This is a genomic window from Streptomyces niger, from assembly GCF_000718305.1.
Classification (GTDB): Bacteria; Actinomycetota; Actinomycetes; order Streptomycetales; family Streptomycetaceae; genus Streptomyces; species Streptomyces niger.
Map to the genome: position 1 here is coordinate 245566 of NZ_JOFQ01000007.1, position 17180 is coordinate 262745.

The 17180-nt window shown below is 72.1% G+C and carries 11 protein-coding genes and 1 pseudogene; 8 read left to right on the top strand and 4 right to left on the bottom strand.

The genetic code is table 11. The features are described from left to right. Genes IF20_RS15405 through IF20_RS15415 form a run of 3 tightly spaced genes read right to left on the bottom strand, consistent with a single transcriptional unit; the run spans position 1 to position 3670 of the window. Complete coding sequence (locus tag IF20_RS15405; RefSeq protein ID WP_110944189.1) at positions 1-870, bottom strand: phosphatase PAP2 family protein; 870 nt, start codon at positions 868-870, stop codon at positions 1-3. A 36-nt stretch (positions 871-906) separates the two neighbouring features. Next, entirely contained in the window at positions 907-2028 is a 1122-nt protein-coding gene (locus IF20_RS15410) for a LacI family DNA-binding transcriptional regulator (protein ID WP_052865725.1), read from the bottom strand. Beyond that, the gene (locus IF20_RS15415; RefSeq protein WP_052865726.1) at positions 2009-3670 is read right to left on the bottom strand and encodes a glycoside hydrolase family 13 protein; all 1662 of its coding nucleotides are present in this window, start codon (positions 3668-3670) and stop codon (positions 2009-2011) included. The genes IF20_RS15410 and IF20_RS15415 overlap by 20 nt, the downstream gene beginning before the upstream one ends. A 221-nt stretch (positions 3671-3891) precedes the next feature. Between IF20_RS15415 and IF20_RS15420 the strand changes: the two genes are divergently transcribed. The 7 genes and pseudogenes from IF20_RS15420 to pulA form a co-directional block, all read left to right on the top strand. Then, the gene (locus tag IF20_RS15420) at positions 3892-5157 is read left to right on the top strand and encodes an extracellular solute-binding protein (RefSeq protein ID WP_052865727.1); all 1266 of its coding nucleotides are present in this window, start codon (positions 3892-3894) and stop codon (positions 5155-5157) included. Between the two features lie 101 nt (positions 5158-5258). After that, on the top strand, positions 5259-6137 hold the full coding sequence (locus IF20_RS15425; RefSeq protein ID WP_052865941.1) for a carbohydrate ABC transporter permease: 879 nt from the start codon (positions 5259-5261) through the stop codon (positions 6135-6137). A gap of 2 nt (positions 6138-6139) precedes the next feature. Next, a complete protein-coding gene (locus tag IF20_RS15430; protein ID WP_199896613.1) occupies positions 6140-6970 on the top strand; it encodes a sugar ABC transporter permease in 831 nt (276 codons plus the stop codon). An 18-nt stretch (positions 6971-6988) separates the two neighbouring features. Then, complete coding sequence (locus IF20_RS15435) at positions 6989-8617, top strand: glycoside hydrolase family 13 protein (RefSeq protein WP_052865729.1); 1629 nt, start codon at positions 6989-6991, stop codon at positions 8615-8617. Then, positions 8614-9672: a LacI family DNA-binding transcriptional regulator gene (locus tag IF20_RS15440; protein WP_052865730.1), complete on the top strand. Its 1059-nt coding sequence runs from the start codon at positions 8614-8616 to the stop codon at positions 9670-9672. Before IF20_RS15435 ends, IF20_RS15440 begins: the two co-directional genes overlap by 4 nt. 170 nt (positions 9673-9842) lie before the next feature. Further along, complete coding sequence (locus IF20_RS15445) at positions 9843-11246, top strand: alpha-amylase (RefSeq protein WP_052865731.1); 1404 nt, start codon at positions 9843-9845, stop codon at positions 11244-11246. Positions 11247-11352: 106 nt separating this feature from the next. Further along, positions 11353-13914 (top strand): annotated as a pseudogene (gene pulA, locus IF20_RS15450) (pullulanase-type alpha-1,6-glucosidase); the annotation flags it as partial. A 21-nt stretch (positions 13915-13935) separates the two neighbouring features. On the opposite strand, the gene IF20_RS15455 reads toward pulA, so the two are convergent. Continuing rightward, complete coding sequence (locus tag IF20_RS15455; protein WP_199896614.1) at positions 13936-14859, bottom strand: PP2C family protein-serine/threonine phosphatase; 924 nt, start codon at positions 14857-14859, stop codon at positions 13936-13938. 252 nt (positions 14860-15111) lie between these two features. Here IF20_RS15455 and IF20_RS15460 point away from each other — a divergent pair, with 252 nt between their 5' ends. Further along, positions 15112-17169 (top strand): ATP-binding protein, encoded by a 2058-nt coding sequence (locus IF20_RS15460; RefSeq protein WP_052865733.1) that lies wholly within the window; start codon positions 15112-15114, stop codon positions 17167-17169. Positions 17170-17180 lie beyond the last annotated feature (11 nt).

Below are 17180 nucleotides of genomic sequence, written 5' to 3' on the forward strand. Positions count from 1 at the left end.
TCAGGCGCCCGACGGGCTCGGTTCCGACGGACGGGTCGGGGCCGGGCCCGGCCGGGGCAGCCGGGAGAGCGAGGCGCCGTACCAGAGGCGGGCGACCGTGAACGCGAAGGCCAGGCAGAGCACGCCGCCCACCGCGTCCAGCCAGAAGTGGTTGGCGGTGGAGATGATCACCACCAGGGTCAGCACCGGGTACAGGACGCCCAGCACCCGCGCCCAGCGGGCCCGGGCCAGCAACGCGATGGTGATGCCGCACCACAGGGACCAGCCGATGTGCATCGACGGCATCGCCGCGTACTGGTTGGACATGCTGGCCAGGTTGCCCGAGGCCATCGAGCCCCACGTGTCGTGCACCAGCACGGTGTCGATGAAATCGCCGCCCGGCATCAGGCGGGGCGGCGCGAGGGGGAAGAAGTAGTAGCCGAGCAGGGCGACCGCGGTGGTGAGGAAGAGGACCAGCCGGGCGGCGGCGTAGCGGCCGGGATGCCGGCGGTAGAGCCAGACCAGGACGCCGACGGTGACGATGAAGTGCAGCGTGGCGTAGTAGTAGTTCATCGCCACGATCAGCCACGTCACGGCGTTCATCGCGTGGTTGACGGTCTGCTCGACGGCGATGCCGATGCTGTGCTCGATGCGCCACACCCAGTCGGCGTTTCTCAGCGCCTCGGCCTTCTGCTCGGGCACGGCGTTGCGGATCAGGGAGTACGTCCAGTAGCTGACCGCGATCAGCAGGATCTCGAACCAGAGTCGAGGTCTGGCCGCGCCGCGCACCCGGGCCGCGGCCACCCGCTCGCGCGCCGGTACGGTGCGCTGCGATGGGGGCGGCGGTGCGCTTCTCCGGCCTTCCAGAATCCTCGCCTTGGCATCACCCATAGTGCGACAGTTTGCCAGAAACCGGGATAGAGCGGATCATCCCGTAGTCGGGTCCTGGACAGCCCCTCTCGCCCTGGAGGGGGAGGCTATACCCCGCCCCGCGTCGGGGTCGGCACGCCGCGCCGAGGCCGTCGAACCCCGCACCACCAATTCCGGATGGAAGACGAACTCGCTCCGCAGCGGCGCCCGCGAGGACTCCTGCGGTCCCTCCGGCAGGTCGGCCCCGACCTCCTCCAACAGGGCCCGCACCGCCGCCTGCCCCATGGCCTGCACCGGCTGCCGGATGGTGGTCAGCGGCGGATCGGTGAACGCGATCAGCGGGGAGTCGTCGTACCCCACCACCGAGACGTCGTCGGGCACCCTCAGGCCGCGCTGCCGGGCCGCCCGGATCGCGCCGAGCGCCATCATGTCGCTCGCGCACACCACCGCCGTGCAGCCGCGCTCCAGCAGTGCGCCGGCCGCGGCCTGCCCGCCTTCGAGGGTGTAGAGGGAGTGCTGCACGAGCTCGCCGGCCTCGGCCGGGCCCATGCCGAGCTGCTCGCGCATGCTGCGCACGAAGCCCTCGATCTTCCGCTGCACGGGCACGAAGCGGCGCGGGCCGACCGCGAGGCCGATGCGTTCGTGGCCGAGTGCCACGAGGTGGGTGACCGCGAGGGAGATCGCCACCCCGTCGTCCGGCGAGATGAAGGGCGCCTGCACCTTGTCGGAGAAGCCGTTGATCAGGACGAACGGCACGCCCTGACCGCGCAGCGCCTCGTACCGCCCCATGTCGGCCGTGGTGTCGGCGTGCAGCCCGGAGACGAAGATGATGCCGGCCACCCCGCGGTCCACCAGCATCTCGGTCAGCTCGTCCTCGGTCGAGCCGCCGGGCGTCTGCGTCGCGAGCACCGGGGTGTACCCCTGGCGGGTCAGGGCCTGGCCGATGACCTGCGCGAACGCCGGGAAGATCGGGTTCTCCAGCTCGGGCGTGATGAGCCCGACCAGCCCGGCACTGCGCTGCCGCAGACGTACCGGGCGCTCGTAGCCCAGGACGTCCAGTGCGGCGAGTACGGACTGGCGGGTGGTGGCGGAGACGCCGGGTTTGCCGTTGAGCACCCGGCTGACGGTGGCCTCGCTGACACCCGCCTGTACTGCGATGTCAGCCAGGCGCGCGGTCATGGACAGCGACCTTACCGGTCGGGATCCGGCTTGCCCACCACGCGCAGGATTCGCCGGGCAGGCACACCCGGCCGTCCGCCGCGCGGAGCGGCGCGCTGGCGAGCAGCAGTTCGCCCTCGGCCGTCACCTCCACCGGCCGGGTACGGGTGTTCAGTACGCACAGGAATCCGTGCCGGCGCAGCGCGAGCACGCCGTCCGGCGCGTCCAGCCACGTCATCCGGCCGTCCCCGAGGCCGGGCAGGGCCCGTCGCCAGGCGAGTGCGGAGCGGTACATCTCCAGGGTGGCGGCCGGGTCGCCGGTCTGTGCCTCGACGCTCAGCTCCGCCCAGCTCGCCGGCTGCGGCAGCCAGCTCCCGCCGGATCCGAAGCCGTACGGCGCCGCCGTGCCGGACCAGGGGAGCGGCACCCGGCAGCCGTCGCGGAAGCCGTCCTGGCCGTCGCCGCGGAAGAACGCCGGGTCCTGGCGGACCGCGTCGGGGATTTCGGTGACCTCGGGCAGGCCGAGCTCCTCGCCCTGGTAGAGGTAGGCGGAGCCGGGGAGCGCCAGCATGAGGAGGGTGGCGGCGCGGGCCCGGTCCCGGCTGCCGAGCCGGGTGGTGTGGCGGACCACGTCGTGGTTGGAGAGCACCCAGGTGGTGGGCGCGCCGACCAGCGCCGTGGCGGCCAGCGAGTCGTCGATGACGGCGCGGAGCGCCGCCGCGTCCCACTCCGCCTGCAGGAAGTGGAAGTTGAACGCCTGGTGCAGCTCGTCGGGGCGTACGTACCGGGCCAGTCGGCGGGCGTCGGGGGCCCAGGCCTCGGCGACGGCGATCCGCTCGGCCGGCAGTGTCCCGGGCCGGTGGTCGCGCGAGTAGGCGTCCAGCAGCCGGCGCCAGCGGCGGTGGATCTCGTGCACGCCGTCCTGGTCGAAGAAGGGCAGCACATCGGTGCCGATGAGGCGGGCCTGCTGCCGGCGGCCGACGTCGGGCAGGCCCGCGGCCTTGACCATGCCGTGCGCCACGTCGATGCGGAAGCCGTCGACGCCGCGGTCCAGCCAGAACCGCAGGATCGCGTCGAACTCGTCGTGCACCTCGGGGCGGTCCCAGTCCAGGTCCGGCTGCTCGGGCGCGAAGAGGTGGAGGTACCAGTCGCCGCGCTCGGTGCGGGTCCAGGCCGGGCCGCCGAAGACCGACTCCCAGTCGTTCGGTGGCAGCTCGCCGTGGGTGCCGCGTCCGGGCCGGAAGACGTATCGCGCGCGGGCGAGGTCGGGGTCGCGGAACCACGGGTGCTGGTCGGAGGTGTGGTTCGGGACGATGTCGACGATGACGCGCAGGCCCAGTTCGTGGGCGGTGTCCAGGAACGCCTGGGCGTCGTCGAGGGTGCCGAACAGCGGGTCGACGGCGCGGTGGTCCGCGACGTCGTATCCGCCGTCGGCCTGCGGTGACGCGTAGAACGGCGTCAGCCAGACCGCGTCGGCACCCAGCTCCTTCACGTAGGGCAGGCGGGCGCGGGCGCCGGGGAGGTCCCCGATGCCGTCGCCGTCGCCGTCCCCGAAGGAGCGCACGTAGATCTGGTAGATGACGGCCTCGCGCCACCAGCCCGTGCCGGGGCGGTCGGGGGCCGGCGGGGCGGCGGGCGAGGGAAAGGTCAGCTCATCGGTCATCGGCCGTCCTTCGGTCGATCGGGCTACAGGAAGATCAACGCCCGGGCGGTCCCCGGGGTGACGGGTCTTGGTAACCGGGCTGCAACATCTTCCGGTGTGCTTGCAGAAATTTGCCGCAAGCTCTTTCGGTTTCTTTTCGCCGCTGTTACGTTCCTGACGCCCACTCGGGCGTTTCCCTGCGTAGCTCGTGCGTATCTCGGCGTTTTGCAGAAGGAGTTCACATGCGACGTGGCATAGCGGCCACCGCGCTGTTCGCGGGTCTGGCACTGACGGCGACCGCGTGCGGCGGCGACGGCGGTGGCGAGCAGAAGAGCGGAGGTGAGCTGTCGGGCACCGTCACCTTCTGGGACACCTCCAACGACGCGGAGAAGGCGACGTACAAGCAGCTCGCCGAGGGCTTCGAGAAGGCCCACCCCAAGGTCGACGTCCAGTACGTGAACGTGCCCTTCGGCGAGGCCAACGCCAAGTTCAAGAACGCGGCGGGCGGCAACTCCGGGGCCCCCGACGTGATGCGTACCGAGGTCGCCTGGGTCGCCGACTTCGCCAACCTCGGCTACCTCGCGCCGCTGGACAACACCCCCGCGCTGGACAAGAACGAGGACTTCGTCGAGCAGGCGGCCGGCTCCACCCGCTTCAAGGGCAAGACCTACGCCGCGCCCCAGGTGATGGACACCCTGGGCCTCTTCTACAACAAGAAGCTGCTGAAGGAGGCCGGCGTCGAGGTCCCGAAGACCTTCGACGACCTCAAGGCCGCCGCCAAGAAGATCAAGTCGAAGACCGGCGCCACCGCGCTCTACCTGCGCGGCGACGACCCGTACTGGTTCCTGCCCTACCTCTACGGCGAGGGCGGCGACATGGTCGACACCAAGACCAAGCAGGTGGCCATCGACGACCCGGCCGGCGTCAAGGCCTTCGCGACGATCAAGGACCTGGTGGACTCCAAGGCCGCCGTCACCGACGCCACCGACGGCCAGGAGAACCAGCTCAAGGCCCTCAAGGACGGCGACGTCGCGATGGCGATCGACGGACCCTGGGACATCGAGGGCGCGCTGGCCGGCAAGGAGTTCAAGGACAAGGCCAACCTCGGCGTCGCCCCGGTGCCCGGCGGCAGCAAGGCCCAGGGCGCCCCGCAGGGCGGCTGGAACCTCTCCGTCTACGCCGGGTCCAAGAACCTCGACGCCTCCTACGAGTTCGTGAAGTACATGAGCTCCGCCAAGGTCCAGCAGCAGACCACCGAGAAGCTGAGCCTGCTGCCGACCCGCACGTCCGTCTACGACGTGCCGTCGGTCAAGGACAACACGATGGTGAAGTTCTTCCGGCCCGCCGTCGAGAAGGCCGTCGAGCGCCCGTGGATCGCCGAGGGCAACTCCCTCTTCGAGCCGATCAAGGTCCAGATGAACAAGGTCCTCACCGGCAGCGCCACCCCCGACCAGGCCGCCAAGGCCACCGGTGACGCCTACCGGAAGCTGCTCAAGGACTACAAGTGACCACGCTCGCTCCCCCCAAGAGCCGTGACGACCGGGCGGCGCGCACCGCGCCGCCCGGCCGGGTGCGCCGTGCCCTGAGCACCCACTGGTACGCCTGGACCATGGTCGCCCCGGTGGTGCTCGTCATCGCGGTGATCATCGGCTATCCGCTGGTCCGCGGGCTGTACCTGTCGCTCACCGACGCCACCGAGGCCAATGTCGCCCGCGACATCGGCATGAACCACATCCCGGCGACGTACAAGTTCGTCGGCCTGGACAACTACACGGCGGTGCTCGGCGACAACGTCTTCTGGAGCCGACTGGGCTGGACCGTGGTGTGGACCGTCGCCTGCGTCGGGATCACCTTCACGCTCGGCCTCACCCTCGCCAACCTGCTCAACCGCAAGCTCAAGGGCCGCACCTTCTACCGCCTCGCGCTGATCCTGCCCTGGGCGATCCCGGCCTTCATCTCCGTCTTCACCTGGCGGCTGCTCTACAACGAGAAGCACGGCCTGCTCAACAAGCTCCTCCAGGGCGGCGGCATCGACGCGATCCCGTGGCTCAACGACCCGACCTGGGCGAAGCTCTCCGTCATCGCCGTCAACGTCTGGCTCGGCGTGCCCTTCATGCTCGTCGCGCTCCTCGGCGGACTGCAGTCCATCCCGGGCGAGCTGTACGAGGCCGCCGAGATGGACGGCGCCACCGCCTGGCAGCGGTTCCGGCACATCACCGTGCCGTCCCTGCGCTCCGTGTCCAGCACGGTGATCCTGCTCAGCACGATCTGGACCTTCAACATGTTCCCGGTGATCTTCCTGCTGACGCGGGGCGGGCCCGGCGACGCCACCGAGATCCTCGTGACGTACGCCTACCGGCTCTCCTTCGTCGACAGCCCGCGCAACTTCTCGGAGTCGGCAGCCTGGGGCGTGCTGATCCTGCTGCTGCTCTCGGCCGTCGCGGTCGTCTACCGGCGCAGTCTGCGCAAGCAGGGCGAGGTGTGGTGACCATGCGCGACAAGAAGAGAAGCCCGCTGGCCTCCGTCGGGCTGCACACCACCCTGATCGTCGCCTCCGTCGTCGCGGTCTTCCCGCCGCTGTGGCTGCTGGTGACCTCCTTCAAGCCGAAGAACGACGCCTTCACCACCGCGCCGGTCACCCACTTCACCCTCGGCAACTACACCCACGTACTGGCCGAGACCTCGTTCCTGACCTGGTTCGGGAACTCCGTGGTGGTCGTCGGCGTGACCACCGTGCTCGGCGTCTTCCTCGCCGCGACCACCGGCTACGCCGTCAGCCGCTTCCGCTTCCCGGGCATGCGCCCGCTGATGTGGCTGCTGCTGATCACCCAGATGTTCCCGGTGGCCGTGCTGATCGTGCCGCTCTACAACCTGCTGGCGGGGCTGGGCCTGCTCAACCAGCCGGCCGGCCTGGTCGTCACCTACCTCACCATCGCCGTGCCGTTCTGCGCCTGGATGATGAAGGGCTTCTTCGACACCATCCCGGTGGAGATCGACGAGTCCGGCCGGGTCGACGGGCTCAACCCGTTCGGCACCTTCTGGCGGCTCGTCCTGCCGCTGGCCCGCCCAGGGCTCGCCGTGACCGGCTTCTACACCTTCGTCACCGCCTGGGCCGAGGTCGCCTACGCGTCGGCCTTCATGACCGGCGACCAGAACATGACCCTCGCCGGCGGCCTGCAGACCTTCGTCAGTCAGTACAACAACGACTGGGGATCGATGACCGCCGCCGCCGTGATCGTCGCGGTACCCGCCGCACTCGTCTTCGCCTTCGCCCAACGCCACCTCGTCGCCGGACTGACCGCCGGTACGACCAAGGGCTGACCACGACCAAGGGATGACATGACCCAGCAGACCGACGGTACTTCTGTCACCTCTACCGCCCCCGCCGCAGCGCCCGCCACCGGCTGGTGGCGCGACGCGGTGATCTACCAGGTGTACCCGCGCAGCTTCGCCGACGGCAACGGTGACGGCATGGGGGACCTGGCCGGCATCCGCGAGCGGCTGCCACACCTCAAGGAGCTGGGCGTCGACGCCGTCTGGCTCAGCCCCTTCTACGCCTCGCCGCAGGCCGACGCGGGCTACGACGTCGCCGACTACCGTGCCATCGACCCGATGTTCGGCACCCTCGCCGACGCCGAGGCCGTGATCCGCGAGGCCCACCGCCTGGGCCTGCGCATCATCGTCGACATCGTTCCCAACCACTGCTCGGACCAGCACGAATGGTTCCGCCGCGCGGTGGCCGAAGGGCCCGGCTCGACGCTCCGCGACCGCTTCCACTTCCGCAAGGGCCGCGGCGAGAACGGCGAGGAGCCGCCCAACGACTGGGAGTCCATCTTCGGCGGCCCGGCCTGGACCCGGCTCCCGGACGGCGAGTGGTACCTCCACCTCTTCGCGCCCGAGCAGCCCGACTTCCACTGGGACCACCCCGCCGTCCGCGACGAGTTCCGCTCCGTCCTGCGCTTCTGGCTGGACCTCGGCGTCGACGGCTTCCGCGTCGACGTGGCGCACGGCCTGGTCAAGGCCGAGGGGCTGCCCGACATGGGCCACGGCGAACAGCTCAAGCTGCTCGGCACCCAGCAGCTGCCCTTCTTCGACCAGGACGGCGTGCACGAGATCTACCGCTCCTGGCGCCAGGTCCTGGAGGAGTACGCGGGGGAGCGGATCGCGGTCGCCGAGGCGTGGACGCCCAGCGCCGACCGTACCGCGCTCTACCTGCGCCCCGACGAGCTGCACCAGGCCTTCAACTTCCACTACCTGAACACCGGCTGGGACGCCGCCGAGCTGCGCAGGGCCATCGACGAGTCGCTGGACGCCATGCGGCCGGTCGGCGCGCCGACCACCTGGGTGCTCTCCAACCACGACGTGGTCCGGCACCGCACCCGGCTCGGCGGCGGCCTGCCGCGCGCCCGCGCCGCGGCGCTGCTGATGCTCGCGCTGCCCGGCTCCGCCTACGTCTACCAGGGCGAGGAGCTGGGCCTGCCGGAGGTCACCGACCTGCCCGACGAGGTCCGCCAGGACCCGTCCTTCTTCAAGGAGAACGGGCAGGACGGCCTGCGCGACGGCTGCCGGGTGCCGATCCCGTGGTCCGGCACGGCAGCCCCGTACGGCTTCGGGGCCGGCGGCAGCTGGCTGCCGCAGCCGGCGGAGTGGGCGGAGCTGAGCGTCGCGGCGCAGACCGGCGACCCGGACTCCACGCTGGAGCTGTACCGCACCGCGCTCCGGATCCGCCGGGAGCACCCGGCGCTCGGCGCGGGCGACGCGGTGGAGTGGCTCCCCGCGCCCGAGGGCGTGCTCCACTTCCGCCGCGCGGGCGGCTTCACCTGCGCCGTGAACACCACGGCCGAGCCCGTACGGCTCACCGTGCCCGGCCGCCCGCTGCTGTCCAGCGGCGTGCTGCCCCAGGAGATCCCGGGCAGCGCGGACACCTACGAACTGGCCGCCGACACGGCGGTGTGGTGGACCGAGTGACCCAGCCCCCGAGGCTCTCGGACATCGCCGCACAGGCCGACGTCAGCGAGGCCACCGTGAGCCGGGTGCTCAACGGGCGGAGCGGGGTGGCCGGGGCCACCCGGCAGCGGGTGCTGGCCGCACTGGACGTGCTCGGGTACGAGCGTCCGGTGCGGCTGCGGCGGCGCAGCGCGGGTCTGGTCGGGCTGGTCATCCCGGAGCTGACCAACCCGATCTTCCCGGCGTTCGCGCAGATCATCGAGCAGGCGCTGGCCGGGCACGGCTACACGCCCGTGCTCTGCACGCAGATGCCGGGCGGCGCGACGGAGGACGAGCTGGTCGAGCAGCTGGAGGCGCGGGGCGTCACCGGCATCGTCTTCCTGTCCGGGCTGCACGCGGACACCGGCGCCGACCCGTCCCGCTACACCCGCCTCACCGCGCGCGGCGTGCCGTACGTCCTGATCAACGGCTACAACGCGCACGTGCAGGCGCCGTTCGTCTCGCCCGACGACCGGGCCGCCGCGCGGATGGCCGTCACCCACCTCGCCGCGCTGGGGCATACGCGGATCGGGCTGGCCGTCGGGCCGGCCCGGTACGTGCCGTCCCGGCGCAAGGCGGAGGGGTTCACCGCGGTCATGGGCGAGCTGTTCGGCCTGGCGGAGGGGGAGGCCGAACGGCTCGTCCAGCACACGCTGTTCAGCGTCGAGGGCGGCCACGCGGCCGCCGCGGCGCTGCTGGACGCCGGCTGCACAGGGGTGGTGTGCGGCAGCGACCTGATGGCGCTGGGCGTCGTACGGGCGGCCCGGCAGCGCGGGCTCGCCGTGCCGGGCCAGCTGTCGGTGGTCGGGTTCGACGACTCGCAGCTGATCGCCTTCGCCGATCCGCCGCTGACCACCGTGCGCCAGCCCGTACATGCGATGGCGACGGCCGCGGTCGGCGCGCTGATCGAGGAGATCCAGGGCAATCCCGTGCAGCACACGGAGTTCGTCTTCCAGCCGGAGCTGGTGGTGCGGGGCTCCACGGGGCCGGTGCCGAGGGAACCGGCCCGGCCGGCCGGGCGCGTGGGGCCCGCGTGACAGCGGGCCCCCGGCCGGCCGGACCGGAGCTTGCGGGGTTGACGGTAACACCGTTGCAATGGCTTGCGTAAGGTCTTGCAACATCTGGGTGTACGGGGCTACAACTGCAGCGGCCTTACGGGCATGGCGCGTTGCCGGGCAAGGCCTTCCATCCCCCTCAGGAGGAACCCATGCCCCATCGCAGTTTGCCGGTCCGCCGCAGACCCCTGGCCCGTGGCTGTGCGGCCGCGGCCCTCGCGCTCACCGCGACGGCCCTCGCCGTCCCTGCCCAGGCGGCGCCGCCCGGCACCAAGGACGTCACCGCCGAACTCTTCGAGTGGCGCTACGACTCCGTGGCGCGCGAGTGCAAGGACACCCTCGGCCCGGCCGGTTACGGCTACGTCGAGGTCTCCCCGGCCACCGAGCACATTCAGGGCGGCCAGTGGTGGACCTCGTACCAGCCCGTCAGTTACAAGATCGCTGGGCGGCTCGGCGACCGCACGGCCTTCAAGAACATGGTCGACACCTGTCATGCGGCCGGCGTGAAGGTCGTCGCGGACGCCGTCATCAACCACATGACGTCCGGGTCCGGCACCGGCACCGGCGGCTCCTCGTACTCCAAGTACACCTACCCCGGCATCTACCAGCCGCAGGATGCGGACGACTGCACCGCGCAGGTCAGCAACTACCAGGACCGCTGGAACGTGCAGCACTGCGAGCTGGTCGGCATGGCCGACCTGGACACCGGCGAGCCCTATGTCCGCTCCCGCATCGCGCAGTACCTCAACGACCTGCTCTCGCTCGGCGTGGACGGCTTCCGCATCGACGCTGCCAAGCACATGCCCGCCGAGGACCTGGCCGCCATCAAGGGGCAGTTGAGCAACCCCGGCGTGTACTGGAAGCAGGAGGCCATCTACGGCGCGGGCGAGGCGGTCTCACCGAGCGAGTACCTCGGCAACGGCGACGTGCAGGAGTTCCGCTACGGCCGCGACCTCAAGCGGGTCTTCCAGAACGAGAAGCTGGCCTACCTCAAGAACTTCGGCGAGGGCTGGGGGTACATGGCGAGCGGGAAGTCCGGCGTCTTCGTCGACAACTGGGACACCGAGCGCAACGGCTCCACGCTCAACTACAAGAACGGCGCCGACTACACCCTCGCCAACGTCTTCATGCTGGCCTGGCCCTACGGCTCCCCGGACGTGCACTCCGGCTACGAGTTCTCCGACAACGACGCGGGACCGCCCAACGGCGGCACGGTCGACGCCTGCTGGCAGGACGGCTGGAAGTGCCAGCACAAGTGGCCCGAGATCAAGTCCATGGTGGCCCTCCGCAACACCGCCGCCGGCACCGCCGTCACCAACTGGTGGGACAACGGCAACGACGCCATCGCCTTCGGGCGCGGCGCCAAGGCGTACGTCGCGATCAACCACGAGGGCTCGGACCTGAGCCGTACGTTCCAGAGCTCGCTGCCCGCCGGGAACTACTGCGACATCCAGAGCGGCCGGACCGTCACGGTCGACGGGTCGGGGCGGTTCACCGCCACCCTCGCCCCGAACACCGCCCTCGCCCTGCACACCGGCGCCCGCAGCTGCGGCTGACCCCGTGAAGGAGACCCCTGACGTGACCGGCACCCTCCGCCGAACCGTCACCGCGATCGCCGCGGCGCTCTGCGCCGCGGCGGCCGCCGCCCTGCCCGGCGCCGGCCCCGCGACGGCGGCCGAACAGCCCTACCCCACCAAGGCCGAAGCCCAGTGGATCGACCGGGACACCGTCGTCTGGAAGGGCGCGCCCGACCCGGCCGGCGGCACCCTCCAGCTCGAAGCCGGCCCCGACGGCGACCGGCGGCTGCGCCTGACCCCCGGCGCCCTCACCCCGGCCGAGCGCGCCAAGTACCCGCACCTGAAGGACTTCCCCGCCTTCACCGTCGACGCCGGTGACCGTGGAGAGGCCGCCACGGCCCTGCGCGACCGGCTCGTCGCCACCCGCCGGGCCGCCGACGGCTCCCTGCGCGAGACCACCGGCGTGCAGATCCCCGGCGTCCTGGACGACCTCTACGGCGCCGCCGCCTCCAAAGAGCGGCTCGGCCCCGTCTTCGACCACGGCCGTCCCACCCTCGCCGTCTGGGCGCCCACCGCCCGTACCGTCGCCCTGGAACTGGCCGGCCGTACGGTGCCGATGACCCGTGACGACCGGACCGGGGTGTGGTCGGTGCACGGCGAGCGCGACTGGACCGGCAAGCCGTACCGCTACGCCGTCACCGTCTTCGCGCCCGCCGCCGGGCGGACCGTCACCAACAAGGTCACCGACCCCTACGCCACCGGCCTCACCGCCGACTCCGCGTACAGCCTGGTCACCGACCTCGCCGACCCCCGTCTCGCGCCCCGCGGCTGGAACCGGCTGACGAAGCCCGCCGCCGTCCCGCTGCGCGACGCCCGCATCCAGGAACTGCACGTCCGCGACTTCTCGATCGCGGACCGCACCTCGAAGCACCCGGGACAGTACCTCGCCTTCACCGACCGGTCCTCCGCCGGCATGAAGCACCTGCGCGCCCTGGCCCGTACCGGCACCACCCACGTCCACCTGCTGCCCGCCTTCGACCTCGGGACCGTCCCCGAGAAGCGCGCCGACCAGGCCGAACCGGACTGCGACCTCGCCGCCTACCCGCCGGACTCCGAGAAGCAGCAGGAGTGCGTCGCGAGGACGGCCGCGAAGGACGCCTTCAACTGGGGCTACGACCCGCTGCACTACACCGTGCCCGAGGGCTCGTACGCCTCCGACCCGGACGGCACCGCCCGCACCGTCGAGTTCCGCCGGATGGTGCAGGGGCTGAACGGGGCCGGGCTGCGCACCGTCATGGACGTCGTCTACAACCACACCGTCGCCGGCGGCCAGGACCCCAAGTCCGTGCTGGACCGCATCGTCCCCGGCTACTACCACCGGCTCCTGGACGACGGCACCGTCGCCACCTCCACCTGCTGCAGCAACACCGCGCCCGAACACACCATGATGGGCAAGCTCGTCGTCGACTCGATCGTCACCTGGGCCAAGCAGTACAAGGTCGACGGTTTCCGGTTCGACCTCATGGGCCACCACCCCAAGGCCAACATCCTCGCCGTACGCAAGGCCCTGGACGCGCTGACGCCGGCGAAGGACGGCGTGGACGGCAAGTCGATCGTCCTCTACGGCGAAGGCTGGAACTTCGGCGAGGTGGCCGACGACGCCCGCTTCGTGCAGGCGACGCAGAAGAACATGGCCGGTACCTCCATCGCCACCTTCGACGACCGGTCCCGCGACGCGATCCGCGGCGGCGGCCCCTTCGACGCCGACCCGCGCGTCCAGGGCTTCGCCTCCGGCCTCTACACCGACCCCAACTCCTCGCCCGCCAACGGCACCCGGGACGAGCAGAAGGCCCGCCTGCTGCACTACCAGGACCTGATCAAGGTCGGCCTGACCGGCGGCCTCGCCGACTACACCTTCACCGACACCGCGGGCCGCACCGTCAAGGGCTCCCAGGTCGACTACAACGGCGCCCCCGCCGGTTACGCGGCGGCCCCCGGCGACGCGCTGGCCTACGCCGACGCCCACGACAACGAGACCCTCTACGACGCCCTGGCCTACAAGCTCCCGCAGGGCACGAAGGCCGCCGACCGGGCCCGCATGCAGGTGCTCGCGATGGCCACCGCCACCCTCTCCCAGGGCCCGGCGCTCTCCCAGGCCGGCAGCGACCTGCTCCGCTCCAAGTCGCTGGACCGCAACTCCTTCGACAGCGGCGACTGGTTCAACGCGCTGCACTGGAACTGCGCCGACGGCAACGGCTTCGGCCGCGGCCTGCCGCCCGCCGCCGACAACAAGGACAAGTGGCCCTACGCCCGGCCGCTGCTCGCCGACCCCGCGCTGCGCCCCGGCTGCGACGCGATCACCGCCGCCTCCGCCGCGTACCGGGACCTCACCCGCATCCGCGCCACCGAACCGGACTTCGGCCTGGCCACCACCGATGAGGTGCAGCGGGCGCTGTCCTTCCCGCTGTCCGGGGCCGACGAGACGCCCGGAGTGATCACCATGCGGCTCGGCCGGCTGGTCGTGGTCCTCAACGCCACCCCGGAGCGGCAGCGGCAGACCGTCCCGGCCGCGGCCGGGACGCCGTACACCCTGCACCCGGTCCAGGCCCGCGGCGCCGACCCGGTGGTGCGGACCGCCGCGTACGACCGCGGGACCGGCACCTTCACCGTGCCGGCGCGTACCGTCGCGGTCTTCACCCGCGGCTGACCCGCCGCACGGCGCCCCGGCTCAGGCATGTTCGCCCGTCCGTTCGCCCGGTCCACGCAGCGTGGGAAAGGACGGCAGGACGGTGCGGACGTCCGGCTGGCACAGCAGGAGCGCCAGGTCGTCGGGGAGCGGCCCGGCCGTGTGCGACATCAGCAGGGCGTGCAGCTCCTCCAGCGCGTCGTCGAGCGCGGGGCGGGTCAGCGCCGCGCGGACCCGCGCGTCCAGCGGAAAGGGTGCGCCCTGTGCGTCGAGCGCTTCGATGAGGCCGTCGGTGTACAACAGCAGCCGCTCGTTGGCGGCCAGCCGGAACCGCTGCCGGCGCGGCGTCGGGTCCAGGCCGAGCGGCAGGCCGGGCTCGTCGGGGGCCAGCGGCTCCAGCAGGTCCCCGACCCGCAGCGGCGCCGGGTGTCCGCAGTTCACCAGCCGCACCTCGCCCGGCGCGAACTCGGCGAGCACCGCCGTGACGAAACCTTCCGCATCCAGCTCGGCGGCGAGCCCGGCGTTCAGGATGCCGGTCAGCGCGACCAGGTCGGGCGTGGTCGCGGCGTGGTCGCGGAAGCAGCCGATGGTGATCGCCGCGAGCCGCGCCGCCTCCAGGTCGTGGCCGCGCACGTCACCGACCAGCACCCGCAGGCCGTACGGGGTGAGGGCGACGTTGAAGAGGTCGCCGCCGACCAGGACGTTCGCCGCGGCGGGGAGATAGCGGGCGGCGAAGCCGACATCGCCCAGCTCGCCGGACATGGGCCGCAGCAGCGCCTGCTGCGTGGCCTGCGCGACCGCTCCCAGCGCGGCTTCCTGCGTGTCGCGGGCGGCCGGGGGGCGTTCCAGGGGCGGGGCGGGGTCGGACCGGCGGATGCTCCGTGAGCGCAGCGCGGCAAGGAAGCCGCAGCCCAGGCCGGCGGCGAATCCGGAGCCGTATCCGAGCAGTGCGCCGATGAAACTCATGCCGGTCAACCCCGTGTCCCTCCCACGCCGTGGCGGTGGGAGGGACACTCTGACATCGCCGCGAAGGGCGGCGAAGGCGAATGCCAGAAGGTGGTGAGAGCCGATCGTCCAGCGGTCGGATGTGTCGGAGGATGGCGCGAAGACGGTCGTTTCCGGAGGTCAGGCGCACTGTGAAGCGCGTACGGTCACACTGGCCGGATCCCGGTGAACGGGCGCCGGGACCCGTGGCCGGCCCATCGGGGAGGAGCGGACGTGAACGGCACCTTCATCGGACGCACCGCCGAGCTGACGGCGTTGAGCACGGCTCTCGGGGAACAGCGCCTGGTCACGCTCAGCGGGGTCGGCGGCGTGGGCAAGACGCGGCTCGCGGCCCGCGCGGCACACGCCCGGCGCGCCGACCACCCCGACGGAATCCACATCGTCGAGCTCTCCCCGCTCCAGGACCCGGCCCTGCTCGCCATCACCATCGCCGAGAACGTGCGGCTGGCCGACCAGACGACCCGGCTCCAGACCGAGGTGCTCTGCGAATGGCTCGCCGACAAGCGCCTGCTGCTCGTCCTGGACACCTGCGAGCACCTCCTCGGGGCCTGCGGCGAACTGGCCGAGCTGATGCTCGACGCCGCGCCGGGCCTGACCGTGCTCGTCACCAGCCGCCAGCCGCTGGGCCGGGACGCGGAGCACGTCCTCCCACTGCGGCCGCTCTCGCTGCCCGCACCCGGCAGCACCGACCCCGACGCGAGCGACGCACTCGCCCTGCTGCGGGACCGCGCCGAAGCGGCCGCCCCCGGCCGGCGGCTCACCGAGCGGTACGCGGCGGAGTCCGCCGAGCTCTGCCGCCGCCTGGACGGCATCCCGCTCGCCATCGAACTGGCCGCCGCCCGGCTCAACGCCTTCACCGTGCCCGACCTGCTCGCCCGGCTGCACGCCCGCTTCGAGGTACTGACCGCCGACAGCCGTACGCCGCGGCGCCACCGCACCCTGCGCACCACCATCGGCTGGAGCCACGAGCTGTGCGAGCCGCTGGAACGCCTGCTGTGGGCCCGGCTGTCCGTCTTCCGCGGCGGCTGGACACCGGAGGCCGCGAGAGCGGTCTGCTCCGGCGGCCCGCTGCCCGAGAGCCGGATCGAGTCCGTCCTGCGCGGGCTCGCGGAGAAGTCCGTCGTACAGTGCGAGCGGTCCGCGGAGCCGCCGCGGTACCGCATGCTCGACACCCTCCGCGAGTACGGCGCCCAGTGGCTCGCCGAACTGGGCGAGACCACCGCCGTGCGGGACCGGCACGCCGCGTACTTCCGCGACCTCGCCAAGGCCGGTGACGTCGCCTGCATGGGCGCGTCCCAGGTCGCCTGGCACCGGCGCCTGCACGCCGAGCACGCCAACCTCCGCGCGGTCCTGGACTTCCTGCTGGCGCGCGGCGACGGCCGGGCCGCGCTGGAGGTCGCGGGCGCGCTGTGGTTCTTCTGGTTCGGGTGCGGCCGCCAGCGCGAGGGCCGCGGCCATCTGCGGCGCGCCCTGGAACTGGTGCCGGAGGACTGCCCGGAGCGCACGAAAGGCCTGTGGAGCCACGGCACGCTCGCCCTGATCCAGGGCGACCTGGAGGTCGCGGCGGTGGCCGGCCGGAAGTTCGCCGAGGCCGTGGCCGGGCAGGACCACCCCGACACCCGGCATGCCGTGACCTACCTCGTCGGCGGCACCCACTGCCTCAAGGGGAACCAGCGCGCCGCGTACGAGGTGCTGGACGCGGCCCCCCGGAGCCCGGGCGACGGCGGCAGTTATCCCGCGGCCTGGCTGCTCACCCGGCTGCTGCGGCACTTCGTCCAGCTGCAGTGCGGGCAGTTCGCCGAGGCGGCGGCGGACGCGGCGGTGACCCGCGCGGAGTGCGAGCGCCGCGGCGAGCTGTGGGTGCGCTGCTTCGCCGGGTACATGCAGGCCACCGCCGAACTGGGAATGGCCGACATCGGCTCGGCGCTGGCGCACGCGCGCGAGGCGCTGGCGGGGATGCGGATCCTGGAGGACAGCCTGTGCACGGCGATGATCCTGGACGTGCTGGCGGCCGCGCTGGCCGCGGCGGGCAGCGGGCCGGCGGGGGCCCGGCTGCTCGGCGTCGCCGACGCGATCTGGCTCACCGTGGGCCGCCGTCAGTTCGGCGCACCCGAGCTGTCCGCCGCGCGCGCCGACTGCGAGCGGCGGCTGCGCGAGGCCCTCGGCGACACGGCGTACGAGAAGGAGTTCCGGCGAGGCCTCGAGGCAGGTGCGGAGGACGGCGTCGCGTACGCGCTGGGCGAGCCGGCGCTGCTCGCGTCGGGGGACTGACCGCCGCTTCC